This window comes from Lutibacter sp. A80, assembly GCF_022429645.1.
In the GTDB taxonomy this organism is placed as follows: Bacteria; Bacteroidota; Bacteroidia; order Flavobacteriales; family Flavobacteriaceae; genus Lutibacter.
Window position 1 is genome coordinate 2,778,114 of the sequence record NZ_CP092480.1, and the last position, 20,339, is coordinate 2,798,452.

9 protein-coding genes are annotated in these 20,339 nt (G+C 28.7%); 4 read left to right on the forward strand and 5 right to left on the reverse strand.

From position 1 onward, the window contains the following. Window positions 1-30 precede the first annotated feature (30 nt). From MHL31_RS11445 to MHL31_RS11460, 4 genes are all read right to left on the reverse strand, one after another. Window positions 31-261: a ferredoxin gene (locus tag MHL31_RS11445; protein WP_240226088.1), complete on the reverse strand. Its 231-nt coding sequence runs from the start codon at window positions 259-261 to the stop codon at window positions 31-33. Further along, window positions 262-1,506: a peptidase U32 family protein gene (locus MHL31_RS11450; protein WP_240226089.1), complete on the reverse strand. Its 1,245-nt coding sequence runs from the start codon at window positions 1,504-1,506 to the stop codon at window positions 262-264. Window positions 1,507-1,508: 2 nt separating this feature from the next. After that, the gene (locus MHL31_RS11455) at window positions 1,509-2,540 is read right to left on the reverse strand and encodes a rhodanese-related sulfurtransferase (RefSeq protein WP_240226090.1); all 1,032 of its coding nucleotides are present in this window, start codon (window positions 2,538-2,540) and stop codon (window positions 1,509-1,511) included. Window positions 2,541-2,663: 123 nt separating this feature from the next. Continuing rightward, on the reverse strand, window positions 2,664-4,010 hold the full coding sequence (locus MHL31_RS11460; protein ID WP_240226091.1) for a carboxypeptidase-like regulatory domain-containing protein: 1,347 nt from the start codon (window positions 4,008-4,010) through the stop codon (window positions 2,664-2,666). Between the two features lie 177 nt (window positions 4,011-4,187). Between MHL31_RS11460 and MHL31_RS11465 the strand changes: the two genes are divergently transcribed. After that, window positions 4,188-5,177 carry an aspartate-semialdehyde dehydrogenase gene (locus MHL31_RS11465; RefSeq protein WP_240226092.1) on the forward strand — a complete coding sequence of 330 codons (990 nt, stop codon included), beginning with the start codon at window positions 4,188-4,190 and terminating at the stop codon, window positions 5,175-5,177. A 104-nt stretch (window positions 5,178-5,281) separates the two neighbouring features. Here MHL31_RS11465 and MHL31_RS11470 read toward each other — a convergent pair whose 3' ends face one another. After that, window positions 5,282-7,870 (reverse strand): AsmA-like C-terminal region-containing protein, encoded by a 2,589-nt coding sequence (locus MHL31_RS11470; RefSeq protein WP_371824119.1) that lies wholly within the window; start codon window positions 7,868-7,870, stop codon window positions 5,282-5,284. A 381-nt stretch (window positions 7,871-8,251) separates the two neighbouring features. Here MHL31_RS11470 and MHL31_RS11475 point away from each other — a divergent pair, with 381 nt between their 5' ends. The 3 genes from MHL31_RS11475 to MHL31_RS11485 all read left to right on the forward strand — a co-directional run bounded on the left by MHL31_RS11475 (window position 8,252) and on the right by MHL31_RS11485 (window position 20,337). Next, complete coding sequence (locus MHL31_RS11475; protein WP_240226094.1) at window positions 8,252-10,030, forward strand: histidine kinase dimerization/phosphoacceptor domain -containing protein; 1,779 nt, start codon at window positions 8,252-8,254, stop codon at window positions 10,028-10,030. Window positions 10,031-10,211: 181 nt separating this feature from the next. Next, window positions 10,212-10,901 carry a LytTR family DNA-binding domain-containing protein gene (locus MHL31_RS11480; RefSeq protein WP_240226095.1) on the forward strand — a complete coding sequence of 230 codons (690 nt, stop codon included), beginning with the start codon at window positions 10,212-10,214 and terminating at the stop codon, window positions 10,899-10,901. 235 nt (window positions 10,902-11,136) lie between these two features. Next, on the forward strand, window positions 11,137-20,337 hold the full coding sequence (locus tag MHL31_RS11485; protein ID WP_240226096.1) for a gliding motility-associated C-terminal domain-containing protein: 9,201 nt from the start codon (window positions 11,137-11,139) through the stop codon (window positions 20,335-20,337). The last annotated feature ends 2 nt before the right edge of the window (window positions 20,338-20,339 follow it).

Genomic DNA, 20,339 nt, shown 5'->3' on the forward strand with positions numbered 1-20,339 from the left:
TGCTAACTGTAAAACGTTAAAAAATGGTTTTTAAGTTTGTTTTACATCAATAATTTTTACCGGACAGGCTTCTTTTGCCTTCATACTATCATTAAATATAGTATCGTCGGGTGATTTTATGGTAAAAAATCCCTTTTTTTCTTTGGAATGCAATAGTACAGATTTCCCGTCTTTTTTAGACATTTGAAATTGAGCTGGAGCCAATTCAACACAATAATTGCAACCAATACATTTGGCTCTTTGTAAGGTAATTATTACCATTTAAGCTTCTACTTTGTTTTCAACAATTTTATACAATTTGTCTGAAGGTCTTATTCTAAACTCTAATGGAATTGTTACAGAATCTCCTTTACTTCCTTTTTCACCTTTAACATCATTTACAAACATTTCTTTTACTTCCATTTCTTTAGCTCCAGTTGTTGGACCTGTAATTAAAATAGTGTCTCCAATAGCAATATCATAAGCTTCAATTTTAAACTCACCAATATTTGCCTTTGGAAAATAATGCATTCCTTTACCAAGGTATACTTTCTTTTGCGTTGCATGGCTTCCAGAGCCTTTACTCCATTCACCTAACTGTTGTCCTAAATAATAACCGCTCCAAAAACCACGATTGTACACTTTTTCTAGTTCTTGCATCCAAGAGACTACTTTTTCTTTACTGTAGGTTCCAGCTTCAATACTATCAATAGCATCGCGGTAACATTTAATTACTTTTGCAACATATTCAGGAGCTCTACCTCTTCCTTCAATTTTTAACACTTTTACGCCAGCATCTACAATTTCGTTTAAAAAATCGATGGTACATAAGTCTTTTGGAGACATAATATACTCGTTATCTAACTCCATTTCAACACCAGTTTCCTGATCTATAACAGTATATTTTTTTCGGCAATTTTGTTTGCAGGCACCTCTGTTTGCTGAAGAATTATGGTTGTGTAAACTCATATAACATTTTCCAGAAACTGCCATACATAATGCACCGTGACCAAATATTTCAATTTCTACCAATCTTCCAGAAGGTCCACAAACATTTTCTTTTTCAATTTGTTCAGTAATTTTTTTAACCTGGCGTAAACTCAACTCTCGACTTAACACCATAGTATCGGCAAACATGGCGTAAAATTTAGCAGTTTCAAAATTGGTGATATTAATTTGAGTGGAAATATGAACTTCCATTCCAATTTCTCTTGCTGTTGCAATAACCGCCTGATCCATAGCAATAACCGCAGTAATATCTGCATCTTTTGCTTTTTGAATTAAGGTTTTTACAATGGTTAAATCGTGATCGTAAATTATGGTATTTAGTGTAAGATAAGTTCTAACATTTTTAGCCTTACACCTATCCGAAATTTCTTGTAAATCGTCTAATGTAAAGTTAATAGTAGCTCTTGCTCGCATATTTAGTTGTTCAACACCAAAATATACAGAATCTGCACCGTTATCTAAAGCAGCTTGTAAAGATTCAAAGTTTCCGGCCGGAGCCATTAATTCAATTTTCTGCATTTTTATTTTTTATAAGTTAAAACTTCTGAACGTCCTTTTTTAAAAATTTTATTGCTATTTGGAACTCCTTTTCGCAATTCTTTTTGGACTTCAAAAGGTAATTTAATAATTTCTTGACATGCTGTAGAACAACACGTATCCATTTTTGCTGCACATTTTTCACATTGAATAAATAATAAATGGCAAGCTTCATTTGCGCAATTTACATGTGTGTCGCAAGGTTCGCCACATTGGTGGCAGTTTGCAATAACATCTTCTGAAATTCTTTCGGATCTTCTATGATCAAAAACAAAATTTTTGCCAATAAATTTATTGTCTAAGCCTTTGTCTTTTACTTGGCGAGTGTATTCGATAATACCACCTTCCAACTGAAAAACATTTTTAAAACCTTTGTGTTTGTAATAAGCACTAGCTTTTTCGCATCGAATTCCGCCGGTACAATACATTAACAAGTTTTTATCTTCTTTATGATCTTTTAAATCGGCTTCAATAATATCTAAAGAATCTCTAAAGGTGTCAACATCGGGAGTTACAGCGCCTTCAAAATGACCAATTTCACTTTCGTAATGATTGCGCATGTCAACACAAATGGTGTTGGGGTCTTGTAATTTTTTATTGAATTCTTCGGCATTTAAATGAATTCCTTTATTGGTAACATCAAAAGTTTCATCATTTAAACCATCGGCTACAATTTTATCTCTAACCTTTACTTTTAATTTTAAAAACGATTTGTTGTGTTGCTCAATAGCAATATTTAAACGGCAATCTTTAAGAAATGAAATACTATCTAATTGTTGTTTAAGTGCTTCTAAATTTTCTGATGGAACAGATATTTGTGCATTAATTCCTTCATTAGATACGTAAGTTCTTCCTAATACCTCAAGTTTATCCCATTCTATAAATAAATGGTTTCTTAATATATGTGGATTTTCTATCTTATAATATTGATAGAACGATATGGTTAAACGGTCTTTCCCTGCCTTATCAATTAATTGGGCACGTTCTTCAGCGCTTAACTTATTGTACAGTTGCATGCTATACTTTTTTAGTTAAACAATATATTTGAATAATTAATTATTCTTTTTGATTTTTTGCAAAATTACGTTTTTTATAATAACTATTGGTATTTATATGTATTTCAAATAAATTATAACAAATTAGAGTGTTTTTGAATTATTTATCCGTGTATTATTAAATTCATTTAAATCAACACTATAAAGACCTTTTGAAGGGCGTAAAGAGAAATTGTTTTCTTTAAAACCACCAAGTATATATAATTTATTATTTGCATAAAATAGCTCTGAAGCTTCTAAAGATAATTCAATTAAATATTCATTAAGTTCTTTGGTAATAGTATTGTAAGTATTAATTTTTCCATTATTAAAAATGTAAATAATATTATTATGATAGGTTAATGCTGGTTTATTAATGCCGTAAAATAAATTTCCTTCTTTTGTCCATTTTTGAGTTTTAAGATCAAATACTTCAATAGATGTTAAAGTACGCTTATTAGAACCACCTATTAAGTAAATTTTATTTTCTACTAAAACACCTTTAACTTCTTTAGGGATTGGCATATTTCCAATTTTGTACCAATTTCCGGTTTTAAAATCATACAAATGTACTTTGTTAGAATACTCTTTTAATCCATTGTTTTTTAGTTTAATAGATCCTCCCATTAAAATCATTTTATCTTTATAGGTAAAGGATGCAAAATTTATTGCTTGATGCGGGTTTGTATGGTCAATAATTATGGTATCTTTTTCTATATTAAATATTTCTATTTTATCATCTAAATATTCAAATTTCCCATTGGCAGAAATATTTTTACCACCTAATACAACTATTTTATTGGTATAAAGATTTAAATTATGATAGGCTCTTTTTCTAAATTTAGATTTTGATCTTGTCCAAACATCTTTTTTTAAATCATAAGTTTGTAAATCGCCTTTATATTTATCTACTTTATAATTTCTAATGGTACCGTTTGTTAATTTTTCAAAAAGTCTATCTGGATCATATTCCATTACTTTTTTGAATTGGTTGTGCTCAAAAGAAGCATCGCCACCAACAACATATATTTTCCCATCTTTTAACAAAGAACCAAAAGAATGCACCGCATTTTTCATTGAAGAAAGTGTCTTATAAGAAATTGTTTTTTTTAGATTTCTACGATAAGATAAGTTAACTTCTTCTAACTTTTGTAAATCAATTAAAAGACTTACCGAATACTCTTTTTTTTCTTGTGTATAAGGAATTTCAACTTCTTTATAAGTAATATGAGAAAACCGTATAGTACCACTTTTAACTATTTCATATGGAAATTTTAAGTAATACACCCCTTTTTCATTTGTTACTGCTCCTCTATTTATTGCATCCAAGAAAACATTAACACCTTCAATAGGTTTATTGGTTTGTGCATCTACTACTTTACCTTCAATATATTGTGAAAAGGATAAAAAAGTTGAAAATAGAAAGAAGGTTGTAAGTAGTATTTTTTTCATTATAAAAATTTTGTTAGTTGTATCAACAATTGTACCCATATTACAATAATTTTAATTTATAAAATTAAAGGTTTTTAACAAAAAAATATTTATTTGTTAATTTTCAAATAATTAGGAGAGATTGTCACGTTTTTTTATAAAATTTGCAGGAGTATTAAAAATTAAAATATAAAATAAATGAAAGTAGCTGTTGTAGGTGCCACGGGAATGGTAGGAAACGTAATGTTACAAGTTTTAGCGGAACGTAATTTTCCAATTACAGAATTATTATTAGTTGCCTCAGAACGTTCTGTTGGTAAACAATTAGAGTATAAGGGAAAAAACTATACAATTATTGGGTTACAAGATGCTGTTGATGCAAAGCCAGATATTGCTTTATTTTCTGCAGGTGGAACCACTTCTGAGTTATGGGCGCCAAAATTTGCTGAAGTAGGTACTACAGTTGTAGATAATTCTTCTGCTTGGAGAATGGATCCAACAAAAAAATTAGTTGTTCCTGAAATTAATGGAGATGTTTTAACTAAAGAAGATAAGATTATTGCAAACCCTAATTGTTCAACTATACAATTAGTAATGGCTTTAGCTCCTTTGCATGCAAAATATAAAATGAAACGTTTGGTTGTTTCAACATATCAGTCGGTTTCTGGTACAGGTGTAAAAGCTGTTGAACAATTAGAAAATGAAACAAAAGGAATTAAAGGAGAAATGGCTTACCATTATCCAATTAATAGAAATGCAATTCCACAATGTGATGTTTTTCTAGAAAACGGTTATACAAAAGAAGAGATGAAATTGGTAAAAGAACCTAAGAAAATTTTAGGAGATGATTCTTTTTCTGTAACTGCAACTGCGGTTCGTATTCCAACAGCTGGAGGACATTCTGAAGCAGTTAATATTCAGTTTGAAAATGATTTTGAGGAGGCTGAAGTTCGTAAACTATTAGCAGAAACACCTGGTGTTATTGTGCAAGATAATTTAGATACAAATACGTATCCAATGCCGATTTATGCGCATAATAAAGATGAAGTTTTTGTTGGTCGTATCCGTAGAGATGAATCACAAGCAAACACCTTAAATATGTGGGTAGTTGCAGATAATTTACGTAAAGGAGCTGCAACAAATACTATTCAAATTGCCGAATATTTAATTGCAAATGGTTTAGTTTAAACAGTTGTTAAACAACATATATAAATACATAAAAGGTCGTATATAATAATTTTATACGACCTTTTATTTTGCTTAAATTAAGCACTAACAAAGCTTATAAATTCTTATTCATTCTTTTTAAATAAATTTTTTAAAGCATTTTTCACCACACTATCTTTTGCTTTATCTGTTTCTGTAGTTTTAATTGTATCAGTTGTTGTTTTATTTACAGTGTCGTTAGATTTTACGTTATTTAAAGCTTCTTTTAAGGCATCGGTCCCTTGATTTATTAATTTTTCTTTTTGCATTTCTATTAATTGCGAAGCAAGATTAGTAGTTGCTTGTTTTAAATCTGTTGAAACTGTAGGGTCTAAAAAGCTTCCAGTTAAATTAGCATTTATTGGTATGTTTTTTATTTCTGAAGCATCTGAAGGTGATAGTTCTGCTAATAAATTAGTAGCCTCGGTTCCTAAATATTTTGCTGGTACATCAAATTTTAATGTATAATTTATACTTTGGTCAAAACCGTGTGTACCTCCAATTTCAGCTGTAATATCTTGGTATTTTAGTGTAAATGGTTTTAGTTGAACCTGACCATCTTCAAAAGATAAAGCCATTTTTAAATTGTCTAAATTTAATTTTTCAAGATCTATAAAGTTAACATTAGAGCTTATTGCAGAAAGCAACTTAGAATTAGAGGTTTTAAGCTCTGGATTTAATAATTGCCCTAATAAATCTCCAGATATAGTTTTAAGATCGGGAGTCATTTCATTTGTTAAATTTCCCGATAATTTTATGGTCGAATTTAATTTTCCAAGAACGGCATTTGCAATTGGCGCAATAGATTTTAACATGTCTAATTGTGTAAAAGACTCTGCTATATTTACGGCATCTAATCCTAAATCCATTTCAAAAGTAGGAGTTGTCTCTTTGGTTGAAACCTTTCCGTTTAATCCAATTTTTCCATCAAAAATATCCATGTTTAAGTTGCTTAACAAAACACTTTCATCTTTAATAATTAAGTCTCCAGAAACTTCTTTTAAATTTAAATTATCATAAACTACAGTTGTTGCTTTTGCGCTTAAGCTACAATCTAAAAAAGAAGGTATTTTTAATGCTTCTGAAGTTGCTACAGTTGTAGTATCTGTTGTGGTAGTTGTTGTAAAATCTGAAACAACAAATTTGTTAGAATTTAAATTGAAGTTTCCTTTTAATACTTGATCTTTAAATAAAAATCCGTAAAAATTATCTAAAACACCAGATACTTGAAGATCGGAATTTCCAGTTTCAGCATTAAATTGTTTTAGGTTAATTTGAGTTTGATTAAATACAACTTCGGCATTATTTATTTTAAAAGGTTTTGCCATTTCTGGACCTTCATAATTAAAGTCTGTTAAACTAATGCTACCAGAATTTTTAATATTTTGGTATTGACTTTTTTCTACAGAATTCATATCAAAACTTGTTATTGCATTCGCTTTTAAAATTCCAGATAATGGTTTTTCTAATTTTACAGGATATGCTTTTGTAATATTAGCCAAATTAACAACCCCTTTAAGCTCGGCATTTACAAGTGCATTTTCGGTAATATTTTTAATTGTAGCTTTTGCATTAAATACATCTTCATCTATTGTAAAAGATAATTTATCTAAGTTTACATAGGTGTCTTTTACAATTCCGGTTTGGTTAATAATACGTGTATTTATAAGTATGTTTTTAACAGATTTTGGTAAATCTGGATATTGAAATGATGCATTGTTTGACGTAATTTCTACATCAAATTTTGGAATAGTAGTTTCGGTTAAATTTCCATTCACTGTTCCATTTACCATAAAATCTCCAGTGGTTTTTACCTGATTTAAGTTTCCAGAATAAGTTTCTGGAACCAAACCTAAAAAGTTTTTAAATGATGAGGTAGCCGTTTTAAACGACAAGTTGTATTGTTGCCCTGCATCCATTAGTTTAATAAAACCATCGAACTCTAAAGGAAGCTGATTTATAAGTGCTTTATTTTCTTTAAACGTATAAATGGAATTTTCTAAATCTAAGCCTAAAACTGCATCAAGAGATAATGCTATATTTTTTAAATAGGATTTATTATCCATTTCAAAAGATAAATTTGCAGTTGTTTTAGTATCTAAATCTAGCAATTGATTTTTAAAATCACCACTACCTTCGTGGTAAATACTATCTAAAATTACTTTTGTATTGGTGCTTTCATCTAAATAAATAAACTGTAAATTTTTAATTGTATAATTTTGAAAATTAACTTCAAAACTTGAATTTTCTGAAGTGTTATTTTCAGTATCGTTTTTTAAAGCAATATCGTAATTAGCAACACCATCTTTATTAAAAATAATTGCAACTTTGGCATTTTCGCTGCTAAAACTTTCAATGCTAATTGGATCTTCATTTCCTTTAAAAAGTTCTTTAATACTCATTTTAAGAGTAAAGTTATCGGCATTAAATAAGGTGTCATTTTCAAAAGGAGCTTTATTTACAATGTTTAAATTATCTATAGTAATACTTGCCTTTGGAAAATTTTTAAGCAAACTTAAATCAACTTCATTAAAAGCAACAGTTGCATCAACATTTTCATTAATTGTTTTTAAAACAATTGTTTTTATTTTGTCTTTAAATATAAAAGGAGTAGCAATTAAGGCTATAATAATAACCAAAATAAATATTCCCAATCCTTTAACAATTTTTTTCATCATAATTTTTTTTAATTTTAAAATGCTTTAAACTTAGTAATAACGCCTATATAGTTAGGTTTAGTACAGTATTTAAATAATAGTAAAATTGCCGTAAAATACTATTAAATATACGTTAAATTTAAGATTCAATTAATATGAAATTTATTTTTAGATACAAACATTCATAAAAATTGCACTTTGTTTAATTATTAATAATAGAAATTAAGCATAAGAAGTTTTAATTTATAAACTTAAGATGTTTATTTATTAAAAATACGGTTAAATATATTTTTTATTGCATAATATTTAATTTTAAATGAATTAAGTCGCAATTTTATGGTGTTTTAGTTGTAAACTTTATTATTTTAGTAAAAAATTACGTTTTAATATTTCCCCTTTATGAAGCAATTATACCTATTACTTCTTTTACCTGTATTTATGTTTTCTAATAATTCTGTTGAAAAGGACGAATTAAAAATAGCAAACGATAGTATTAAAAGCGTAAAAGTAGAAGTACAAGAATATATTGATTTTGCTTGGGATTATATTATGAAGGGGAATGATAGTGCTTTAATTTTTATTGAAAAAGCAATGGCGCTTTCTAAACAAAAAAACTACGCCATTGGTGAAGCAATTACTTTTGAAACTGAGGGAATGTATTACGAAATTGTAAAATCTGATTATACCTTAGCAAGTCAATTATATTTTAAAGGTATTGAGGTTTGCGAAACTAATAATTTAGAATATGCATCTTCAATCTATCATACATTAGGTGTTATGTTTCATCAATCAGATAGTTATGTAAAAGCATTAAAGTATTTTACCATTGCACATAATTTAGCAACAGAATCTAATGACTCTATTCTTATTAAAATGTGTTTAATAAATCTTGGAAGTGTTAATTCTTCATTAGAAAATTTTGATACTGCTATTGATTTTATGGAGGAAAGTTTAGCGTTTAAGATAAATATACGACAAGACCTTGATTATTCTACCTATTGCAATTTAGGTAACTTATATGTAAAACAAGAAAAATATGATAAAGCTTTGCCTTATTTACTTAAAGCTACAGAACAGCATCCAGATAATTTTAATTCGGAAATAAATCTTCATTTTTTACTTCAATTAAAAGCTCTTACTAAAGATACTACTGGTATGAAACCTATTTTAAGAAGAGCAAAAGTTGCTTCTATAAATGCTGTACGTTTAAGAGAGCGAAGTTTATTATTAAGAACCTTGGCAGATTATTATAAATCTACAGAAAATTATAAAGAAGCCATTAAATATAGAGATGAATATATAACTGCTTTTGAAGAAATTAAAGAAAAACAACGAGATGAAACAGTATATGAATTAGAGACAAAGTACGAAACCGAACAAAAAGACGCTCAATTACATTTATTAAAAGTAGAATCTGAAAAAAAAGAACAGCAAAAGCAACTATATTTTATTATGGCAATTTCGGGTTTGCTAATTGCAAGTATTCTTGGTTTTACAGTGAAAAAAAATATTCAGAAAAATGCTACTCTAGCCAAACAAAAGAAATTGTTAGAAGCCGCTTTAAACGAAAAGAACACTTTATTAAAAGAAGTGCATCATCGTGTAAAAAACAGTTTTCAAATTGTTTCGTCATTACTCTATCTTCAATCTGAAAACAGTGAAGATAAAGAAGCTAAAATAGCAATTAAAGAAGCCGAAAACCGAGTAAGATCTATGGTTTTGGTACATCAAAAATTATATAATAAAGATGAATTAGTTGGTATTGACACCAAAGAATATATTACCGATTTAGTAAAAGATATTATTGACAGTCACCACTTTAAAGAAGAAAAAATTAAGTACGAATTAAATATAGTATCTTTAGTTTTAGATATTGAAACTATTACTCCTATTGGATTAATATTAAACGAGCTGATTATAAACTGCTTAAAACATGCGTTTAAAGAAGAAAAAAAGGGAAGTAAAATAATTGTAAGTTTTACTGAAGATAATAACAAATTGTTGTTAACGGTTAAAGATAACGGAAAAGGATTTGAAGGTGAAATTAAAAGCTCGTCGTTTGGTATTACATTAATGAAAGCCTTGTCTAAAAAACTAAAAGCAACATTGCAGTATAACTCTAAAGTAGGTATTGGTACAGAGGCAACTCTAAATATCAAAAAATTTAATATTTTATAAGGCATTAGAATAATAAGTTTAAAAATTAGGTAAATTATTCAAAAAAAGAAATATGAGATTTATACTAAAGAGAGATTAACAGCTGTTTTTTATTTTCACTAAAAAAACAACTACATTCACTTAATTTTTAAATTAAAAATAATTTTTTAGAGTACATTTCATAAAAATTAATAAGAACTTTTTGAGATATTTAAATATATATATTGTTGAAGATGAACCTTTAATTGCTGCTACTATTAAAGCCGCCTTATTAAAGCAAGGTTACAATGTGGTAGGTGATGCCGAAGATGTTATAACCGCACTAAAAGATATTGCAATATTACAACCAGATTTAATTCTTGTAGATATTCAATTAGATGGAAGTAAAGATGGTGTTGATTTAGCTCAGGAACTAGACAAGCAACAAACCCCTTATTTATACCTTACCTCACAAACAGATCCAGAAACTATACAACGTGTTAAAAATACCCAACCTTTAGGTTATATTGTAAAACCTTTTACCGAGCATAGTTTACGTAGTAATATTGAATTAGCTTGGCACACTTATGAGGTAGAAAATGCAGGCTTTTTAATTATTAAATCAGAAGGGCGTACCTATAAAATTAACCAAAGTAGCATATTATACTTAAAAGCTTTTGACAATTATTGTTATATTTATACTACTACCAGATCTTACCTTGTTCCACACACATTAAAGTATATGTCTGAAAAATTAAACGAGACCTTATTTATACAAACGCATCGTTCTTATTGGGTAAATATTAGTCATATTGATGGTGTGGAGAACAACAAACTTTTTTTAAAAACAGAACCTATTCCATTAAGTAATTCTCAAAAAAATATAGTAATGGATAAAATAAAAAACACCTAGTATTTCTACATACTATTTATTTTAAACTATTCAGTCAGTTACTTTAACTGCTTTTTTAGTAAGTATTTATGTTGTTAATTCTGCTACAACGTATATCTCAAAATTCATTCACTAAAAAAATGATTGCATTTACTAAAAACAATCTTTAATACTAATGTGAGCAAGTACATTTATGCTGTTATCAACCGTCATGGTTTTATTATTAATAATAGAACAGTTAAAAATCTACTTACTTATGAAAACAAAATTACTTTTATTACTAACGCTAACGCTATTTATTTTTAAAACAAATGCGCAATGCACGGGCAATGTAAACATACCCAATGCAGACTTTAAAAACGCATTATTAAACAATCACACTATAGATTTAGATAATAACAACGAAATATCTTGTACAGAGGCTTCAAACTATACTGGAGAGATAGATGTAAATAGTCTATATATTGATGATTTAACAGGTATAGAAGCTTTTATAAATATAACTTCTTTAATTCTTAACCGTAATTATTTAGAAGAACTAGATATATCTAAAAATACAGCTTTAACCTCTTTAAGTTTTAGTGATAATTATTTAACAAGTATAGATCTTTCTAAAAATACAGCTTTAACTTATTTAAGTTGTGGTAATAACAAATTAACTAGTTTAGATGTGTCTAAAAACACCCAACTAGAAACATTATATGCTGGTAGTAATGAAGATTTAACAAGTTTAGATGTTTCTAGCAACACAGTATTAACAAAACTATACCTTCTTAATAATGAAGGTTTAACACAGTTAAATGTAGCAAATGGAAACAATTCAAATTTTGATACTTCAGTTTTAAATTTCAAAGGCACCACAGACTTAACTTGTATTAAAGTAGATAATACAGCCTTTGCAAATAACAATTGGTCTAGTTTAAAAGATGCAACAGCACGTTATAGCGAAAACTGCGATACAACAGTAATACCAGATGCTAATTTTGAACAAGCATTAATAACTAAAGGCTTTGATTCAGGAAATCCAGATGGAACTGTGCCAACTGACAATATCAGTGGGATAGCTACCTTAAGTATTGAAGATAAAGAAATCTCAGACTTAACGGGTATAGAAGACTTTGTATCTTTAACTAGTTTATCAGTTTCAAATAATAACTTAACTAGCTTAGATCTAAGTAACAATACAGCTCTAACTGAATTAGATTGTAGTTATAATGATTTAACAAGTTTAGATGTAACTCAAAATAGTGCTTTAATTGATTTAAATTGTAGTTATAATGATTTAACAGCCTTAAATCTTGAAGGAAATACAAATTTAAACATTCTAAATATATCCATTAACAATTTAATAAATGGTTTAGATGTATCTAAAAATACTGCTTTAACTCATTTATCAATTAATTTTAGCAACTTAGCAAGTATAGATGTAACTAAAAATATTGCTTTAGAGAGTTTATTTATCCCTCAAAATAATTTAACAAGTTTAGATGTATCTAAAAATACTGCTCTAACTAATTTACAATGTTATAAGAACAACTTAACCAGTTTAGATGTATCTAATAACACTGCTCTAACTGATTTAAATTGTTTCCAAAATAACTTAACTACCATAGATTTACGAAACACAAATTTAAATAGTTTTACTGCAATTTTTAACCCAGATTTAATTTGTATTTCTGTTGATGATGTTAATGATATTCCCTATGGTTGGGCTAAAGAAGCAACTGCAGTTTACAGTGAAGATTGTAACGCAACAACCGCCATACCAGATGCTAATTTTGAACAAGCTTTAATAGATTTAGAAATTGATGATGTTATAGATGGAGCTGTTTTAACCGCAGATATAAGCGGAATAACCTCTTTATTAGTTCGTAATAAAAACATCTCCGACTTAACCGGTATAGAAGACTTTATTGCTCTAGAAACTTTATATGTTGATAGAAATAACCTAACAAGTTTAGATGTTTCTAATAATACAGCTTTAGATTATTTGGTTTGTTCTGAAAATAACTTAACTAGTTTAGATCTAAGTAACAATGTTGCTTTAACGAAGTTAAACTGTAATTTTAATAATTTAACTAGCTTAGATGTATCTGCAAATACTAGTTTAATTGAATTATATTGTACTTATAATAGTTTAACAAGTTTAAATATTGCTAACGGGAATAATTCAAATTTTAATCAAGATTACGATGGTTTTTATGCTTCCTTTACAAACAATCCAAACTTAACTTGTATTAAAGTTGATGATGCAACTTTTGCAAACACAAATTGGTCATCATTAAAAGACGCAACAGCAACGTATAGCGAAGACTGTGCAACAACTGCCATACCAGATACTAATTTTGAACAAGCTTTAATAGATTTAGAGATTGATAATGTCATAGATGGAGCTGTTCTAACAGCAAACATAAGCGGGTTAACTACATTAAATGTTAGCGATAAAAATATCTCTGAATTAACGGGAATTGAAGATTTTACTGCTTTAATAGCATTATCAGTTTCTAAAAATAACTTAACTAGTGTAAATCTGAGTAAGAATACAGCTTTAACAGATTTATATATAGGTGAAAACAACTTAAGTAGTATAGATCTAACTAAAAATACAGTTTTAGCTCGTTTGGTTTTGGATGAAAATAACTTAACCAGTTTAGATATAACTAAAAACACAGATTTATCTTTATTTTATATTTCTGAAAACAACTTAAGTAGTATAGATCTAACTAAAAATATTGCTTTAGAGCTTTTACATATTCCTCAAAATAATTTAACAAGTTTAGATGTTTCTAATAATACAGCTTTAACTCAAGTTGTTATTGATGAAAATAACCTAACAAGTTTAGACCTCAGTAAGAATACAGATTTAATTATTTTACATGCAAATGATAATAACTTAACAAGTTTAGATATAACTAAAAATACGGCTTTAGCTAACTTAAAAATTACTAAAAACAACTTAACAAGTTTAGATATAACTAAAAATACGGCTTTAGCTAACTTAAAAATTACTAAAAACAACTTAACAAGTTTAGATATAAGTAATAATATAAATTTAGATGAGTTTGATGCCACAGACAATGCTAACTTAACCTGTATACAAGTTGATAATGTTGCAAATATTGGAACCAATTGGAACAAAGACGCAACAGCAACGTATAGCGAAGATTGTGCAACAACTGCCATACCAGATACTAATTTCGAACAAGCTTTAATAGCTTTAGGACATGATAATGTTATGGATGGTGCTGTTCTTACCGCAAATATAAGTGGGTTAACTTCTTTAAATGTAAGTAATAAAAACATTGCAGACCTAACAGGTATTGAAGATTTTATTGCTTTAACTAGATTAGAAATTTATGACAACAATTTAACAACTGTAGATCTTAGTAATAATACAGATTTAGAATATTTAGATGTTTATGGAAATAGTTTAACAAGTATAGATCTTAGTAAGAATACTGATTTAAATTATTTAGAAATTAGTGAGAATAGCTTAACAAATGTAGACCTTAGTAAGAATACAGATTTAGATTATTTCTATGCTGTTAACAATAACATAGCAACTGTAGATCTTAGTAAGAGTATTGATTTAATTAGTTTAAATCTTAGTGGGAATAGCTTAACAAGTATAGATCTTAGTAAGAATACGGATTTAATTGATTTAGATCTTAATGATAATAGCTTAACAAATATAGACCTTAGTAAGAATACTGCTTTAAGACAGTTGTTTATTCATAATAATAGCTTAACAAATATAGACCTTAGTAAGAATACTGCTTTAACACAGTTGTATATTAAAAAAAATAACATATCAAGCTTAGATATAAGTAAAAACACAAATTTAAATTGGTTTTATGCCACAGACAATCCTAATTTAACCTGTATACAAGTAGATAACGTTGCAAATATTGGAACCAATTGGGAAAAAGACGCAACAGCAACGTATAGCGAAGATTGTAGTGCTACTGTTGCACTTACTTATGTACCAGATAATAATTTTGAACAAGCATTAATAGACCAAGGCTACGATGATGTTTTAGATGATTATGTACTTACTGATAATATTAGTGGAATTACTAAATTACTACTCTTTAATAATGGCATTTCAGATTTTACAGGAATAGAAGATTTTATAGCTTTAACAGAGTTGATTTGTACTGGTAGTAATTCAACAAGTATCGATTTTAGTAAAAATACGGGTTTAATTAAGTTGAATATCTACAACAATAACTTAACATCTATAGATCTTAGTAAAAATACGGAGTTGACTGATTTAATTGCTTATAATAATAACTTAACAAGTATAGATATTAGTAAGAATACCGCTTTAACAAAAATAAATTTAATTGATAATAACTTAACAAGTTTAGACCTTAGCAAGAATACTAGTTTAACTGATTTACATATTCGTGAAAACAACTTAACAAGTTTAGACCTTAGTAATAATACTAATTTAATTAAAGTTGCTGCTAGTGAAAATAATTTGACTAACATAGACATTACCAATGCAATTGATTTAATTGATCTAGACGTTAGTGAAAACAATTTAGCCAGTTTAAATATTACTAATAATACTGCTTTAACTGATTTAAATATTGATAGAAATAGCTTATCAAGTATAGATCTAACTAAAAATACGGCTTTAACTACTTTATATGTTTATGAAAATAACTTATCAAGTATAGATTTAACTAAAAATACGGCTTTAGATTTTTTAAATATTCAAAAAAATAATTTAACGAGTATAGATGTAAGTAAAAATATTGCTCTATTTAATTTATATATTAGTAAAAATAACTTAACAAGTTTAGATATATCAAACAATCTAAATCTAGATGAGTTTGATGCCACAGACAATCCTAATTTAACCTGTATACAAGTAGCTAATGTAAATAATATTGGACCTTATTGGGAGAAAGATGCAACAGCAACGTATAGCGAAGATTGTAGTGCTACAGTTGCACTTACTTATGTACCAGATGATAATTTTGAACAAGCTTTAATAAACCTAGGCTACGATGATGTTTTAGATGATTATGTACCAACCAATAATATTAATGGCCTAACTGATTTAGATGTAAGGGGTGAAAATATAGCAGACCTAACAGGGATTGAAGATTTTATTGCTTTAACTGTATTAGATATAAGTCTTAATGATTTAACAACTTTAGATGTAACTAAAAACACCGCTTTGACTCATTTATATGTTTATGACAATAACTTAACTAGTTTAGATGTAAGCAATAACACAGCTTTGACTAGTTTACCTGTTTATAAAAATAACTTAACTAGTTTAGATGTAACAAAAAACACAGCCTTAACTTATTTAAATGTAGGTGATAACAGCGGTCTATCAACATTGGATGTAACTAAAAACACCGCTTTAACTTATCTTTCTTGTTACGGGAATAGCTTAACGAGTATAGATTTAAGTAAAAATATTGCTCTATTTAATTTAGATATTCGTGAAAATAACTTAACAAGTTTAGATATATCAAATAATACAAATTTAGATGAGTTTGATGCCACAGACAACCCTAATTTAACCTGTATACAGGTAGATAACGTTGCAAATATTGGAACTAATTGGGAAAAAGACGCAACAGCAACGTATAGCGAAGATTGTAGTGCTACAGTTGTACTTACTTATGTACCAGATGATAATTTTGAACAAGCTTTAATAGTTTTAGGGTACGATGATGTTTTAGATGATTATGTACCAACCAATAATATTAATGGCCTAACTGATTTAGATGTAAGGGGTGAAAATATAGCAGACCTAACAGGGATTGAAGATTTTATTGCTTTAACTGATTTAGATATTGCTATGAATAACTTAGCCAGTATAGATATCACTAAAAACACCGCTTTAACAGAGTTGGTTTGTTTTGAAAACAATTTTACTAGTTTAGATCTTAGTAAAAATACTGCACTTACCAAGTTAAGTGTAGATAGAAATAACTTAACAAGTTTAGATGTAACTAAAAATACCGCTTTAACCTATTTAAATAGTAGTGAAAATGAATTATCAAGCCTAGATGTAACCAACAATACCGCTTTAACTTTTTTAGTTTGTTATGACAACAACCTAACAGACTTAGACTTAACTAGTAATACTCTTTTAACTGATTTAAGAGCTAATTACAATAATCTAGCAACCATAGATCTAAGCAAAAATATAGCTTTAGATAATTTAGAACTAATTAGCAATGCTTTAACTAGTATAGATGTAACTAAAAACACTGCATTAACAAGTTTAAAACTAAGTGCTGATGATAATTTATTGAGTAAAAACAATACTTCAAATAAATTAAATAGTACAACTAATAACTTAACCGAATTAGATGTTTCAAAAAATACAGACTTAACAGGTTTATATGTTGATGGCAATAGCTTAACAAGTTTAGATCTTAGTCAAAACACTTCTTTAAATACTTTATACTGTGCTAATAATAAGCTAACAAGTTTAAATATAAAAAACGGTAATAATTCCTCTTTATTTGGTTTAAAAGCAACCGGAAATCCATCGTTAACCTGTATACAAGTAGATAACGTTGCAAATATTGGAACCAATTGGGAAAAAGATGCAATAGCGAGTTATAGTGAAAACTGTGGAGAACTTATTGTAGATTGCTCAAACATAGAAAATACCCAATTAACTTGTAAAGCAGAGCTACCTTCCGAAGATGAAAGTTTACCAATAGTAACAAATTCTGTTGGGGCTGTAACTATTTCTGTAGAAACAATTTCATCTAACAACTCTGGGTGTTTAGGAGATCCTCTAATAATAACCAGAACTTATACTATTAGTGATGAAGGAGGCAATAGCGAAGAGTGTATACAGACCTTTACTGTTGAAAGCATAAACGAACCAACAATTAGTCCTGCTTTAACAACATATACCGAAGAATTAGATACTAATTGTGAATATCAAATTCCAGATTATACAACATTAGCAACTTCAACTGCAGATTGTGGAACAGCAACTATAACTCAAAGCCCAGCTGCTGGAACAATAATAAGTGAAGCAAAAGACACAGAAATTACGTTAACTGCAACAGATTCTTGTGGAAGAACAGCTACAACTAGTATTAGTCTTACAACTATAGTTAATACCGAGTTAACAGTTATAACTAAAAATAACACAATACAATTAGATGCTTCTGGTGTTGCAAGCATAACAGCAAGTCAAGTAGATAATGGATCTAATGTTAGTTGTAATACTATAAGTTTAACAATAGATAAAACAACTTTCAATTGTTCAAATATTGGAGAAAATACAGTAACACTAACAGTAACAGGTACTAGTGGAAATAGCGCAACTGCAACAGCAATTGTAACTGTAGAAGATACCCTAGCACCAACTGTAATTACACAAAATATTGAAGTAGAGCTCAATGAAAATGGAACGTCAAGTATAGTAGCTGCTGATATTGATAATGGTTCTTCAGATAATTGTGAAATTGCTTCAATAACATTAGATAAAACTGAATTTGATTGTACTTCTGCTGGAGAGAATACGGTAACATTAACAGTAACTGATATTCACGGAAATTCTAATTCAGAAACTGCAATTGTAACAGTAGTTGATAAAACAGGACCAACAGCAATAGCACAAAATATAACAGCGCAGTTAGATGCATCTGGTGTTGCAATTATAACCGCTAACCAAATAGATAATGGTTCTACAGCTAATTGCGGTGCTGCAAATTTAACAGTAGATACAACAACTTTTAATTGTTCAAATATTGGAGAAAACACCGTAACATTAACAGTTACAGATGTTAGTGGAAATAGTGCAACTGCAACAGCAATTGTAACTGTAGAAGATACCCTAGTACCAACTGTAATTACACAAAATATTGAATTAGAACTCAATGAAAATGGAACGTCAAGTATAGTAGCTGCTGATATTGATAATGGTTCTTCAGATAATTGTGAAATTGCTTCAATAACATTAGATAAAACTGAATTTGATTGTACTTCTGCTGGAGAGAATACGGTAACATTAACAGTAACTGATATTCACGGAAATTCTAATTCAGAAACTGCAATTGTAACAGTAGTTGATAAAACTGGACCAACAGCAATAGCACAAAATATAACAGCACAGTTAGATGCATCGGGTGTTGCAATTATAACCGCTAATCAAATAGATAATGGTTCTACTGCTAATTGCGGTGCCGTAAATTTAACAGTAGATACAACAACTTTTAATTGTTCTAATATTGGAGAAAACACCGTAACATTAACAGTTACAGATGCTAGTGGAAATAGTGCAACTGCAACAGCAATTGTAACTGTAGAAGATACCCTAGCACCAACTGTAATTACACAAAATATTGAAGTAGAGTTCGATGAAAATGGAACGTCAAGTATAGTAGCTGCTGATATTGATAATGGTTCTTCAGATAATTGTGAAATTGCTTCAATAACATTAGATAAAACTGAATTTGATTGTACTTCTGCAGGTGAGAATACCGTAACACTAACAGTAACTGATATTCACGGAAATTCTAATTCAGAAACTGCAATTGTAACTATAACTGAAACAGTTGCACCAGTGGCTAATTGCATTGCACCTTTTACACTTGCTTTAGATGATACTGGAAATGCAACAATCACAGCGAATCAAATAGATAATGGAAGCACAGATAACTGTGGTATTGCTTCAATAAATATTGACAAAGAATCTTTTGATTGTTCAAATATTGGAGAAAACACCGTAACTTTAACGGTTACAGATGCTAGTGGTAATAAAGCTACTTGTACAACCGTAGTAACCATTGTAGATACAACACCTCCAATTGTAATTACAAAAAATATATCGGTTGAATTAGATAGTAATGGAAATGCAGATATTACTACTTCCGATATTGATGATGGTAGTTTTGATGCGTGTGGAATTGCTGCTATGAGTTTAGATCAAACAACATTCAGTTGCCCAACATTAACAGCGCATACATTAACTCTAACCGTTACAGATAATTATGGCAATACAGCTTCAGAAATTGCACTAGTAACCTTTACTTCTAGCGATATAGATAATGATACTATTGCAGATATATGTGATACTGATATAGACGGTGATGGTGTAGATAATGATATTGATAATTGTCCAACTACAGCTAATAGTGATCAAGCAGATTTAGACCGAAATGGTATTGGAGATGTTTGTGATCAGAGTGATTTAAAAATTGCAAAAGGATTTTCACCAAACGGAGATGGCGTAAATGATGAGTTTATTATAGAAGGACTTCATAATTACCCAAATAATAGTATACAAATCTACAACCGCTATGGAAATATTGTATACGAATCTAATAATTATCAAAATTATTGGGATGGTATTGGAAATAAAGAGGAAAGAAGACTCCCTGCTGCTCCGTACTTTTATGTACTTAGTATTAATGGCGGAAGTAAAGTTGTTAAAGGATGGGTTTATATCAATTATTAAGA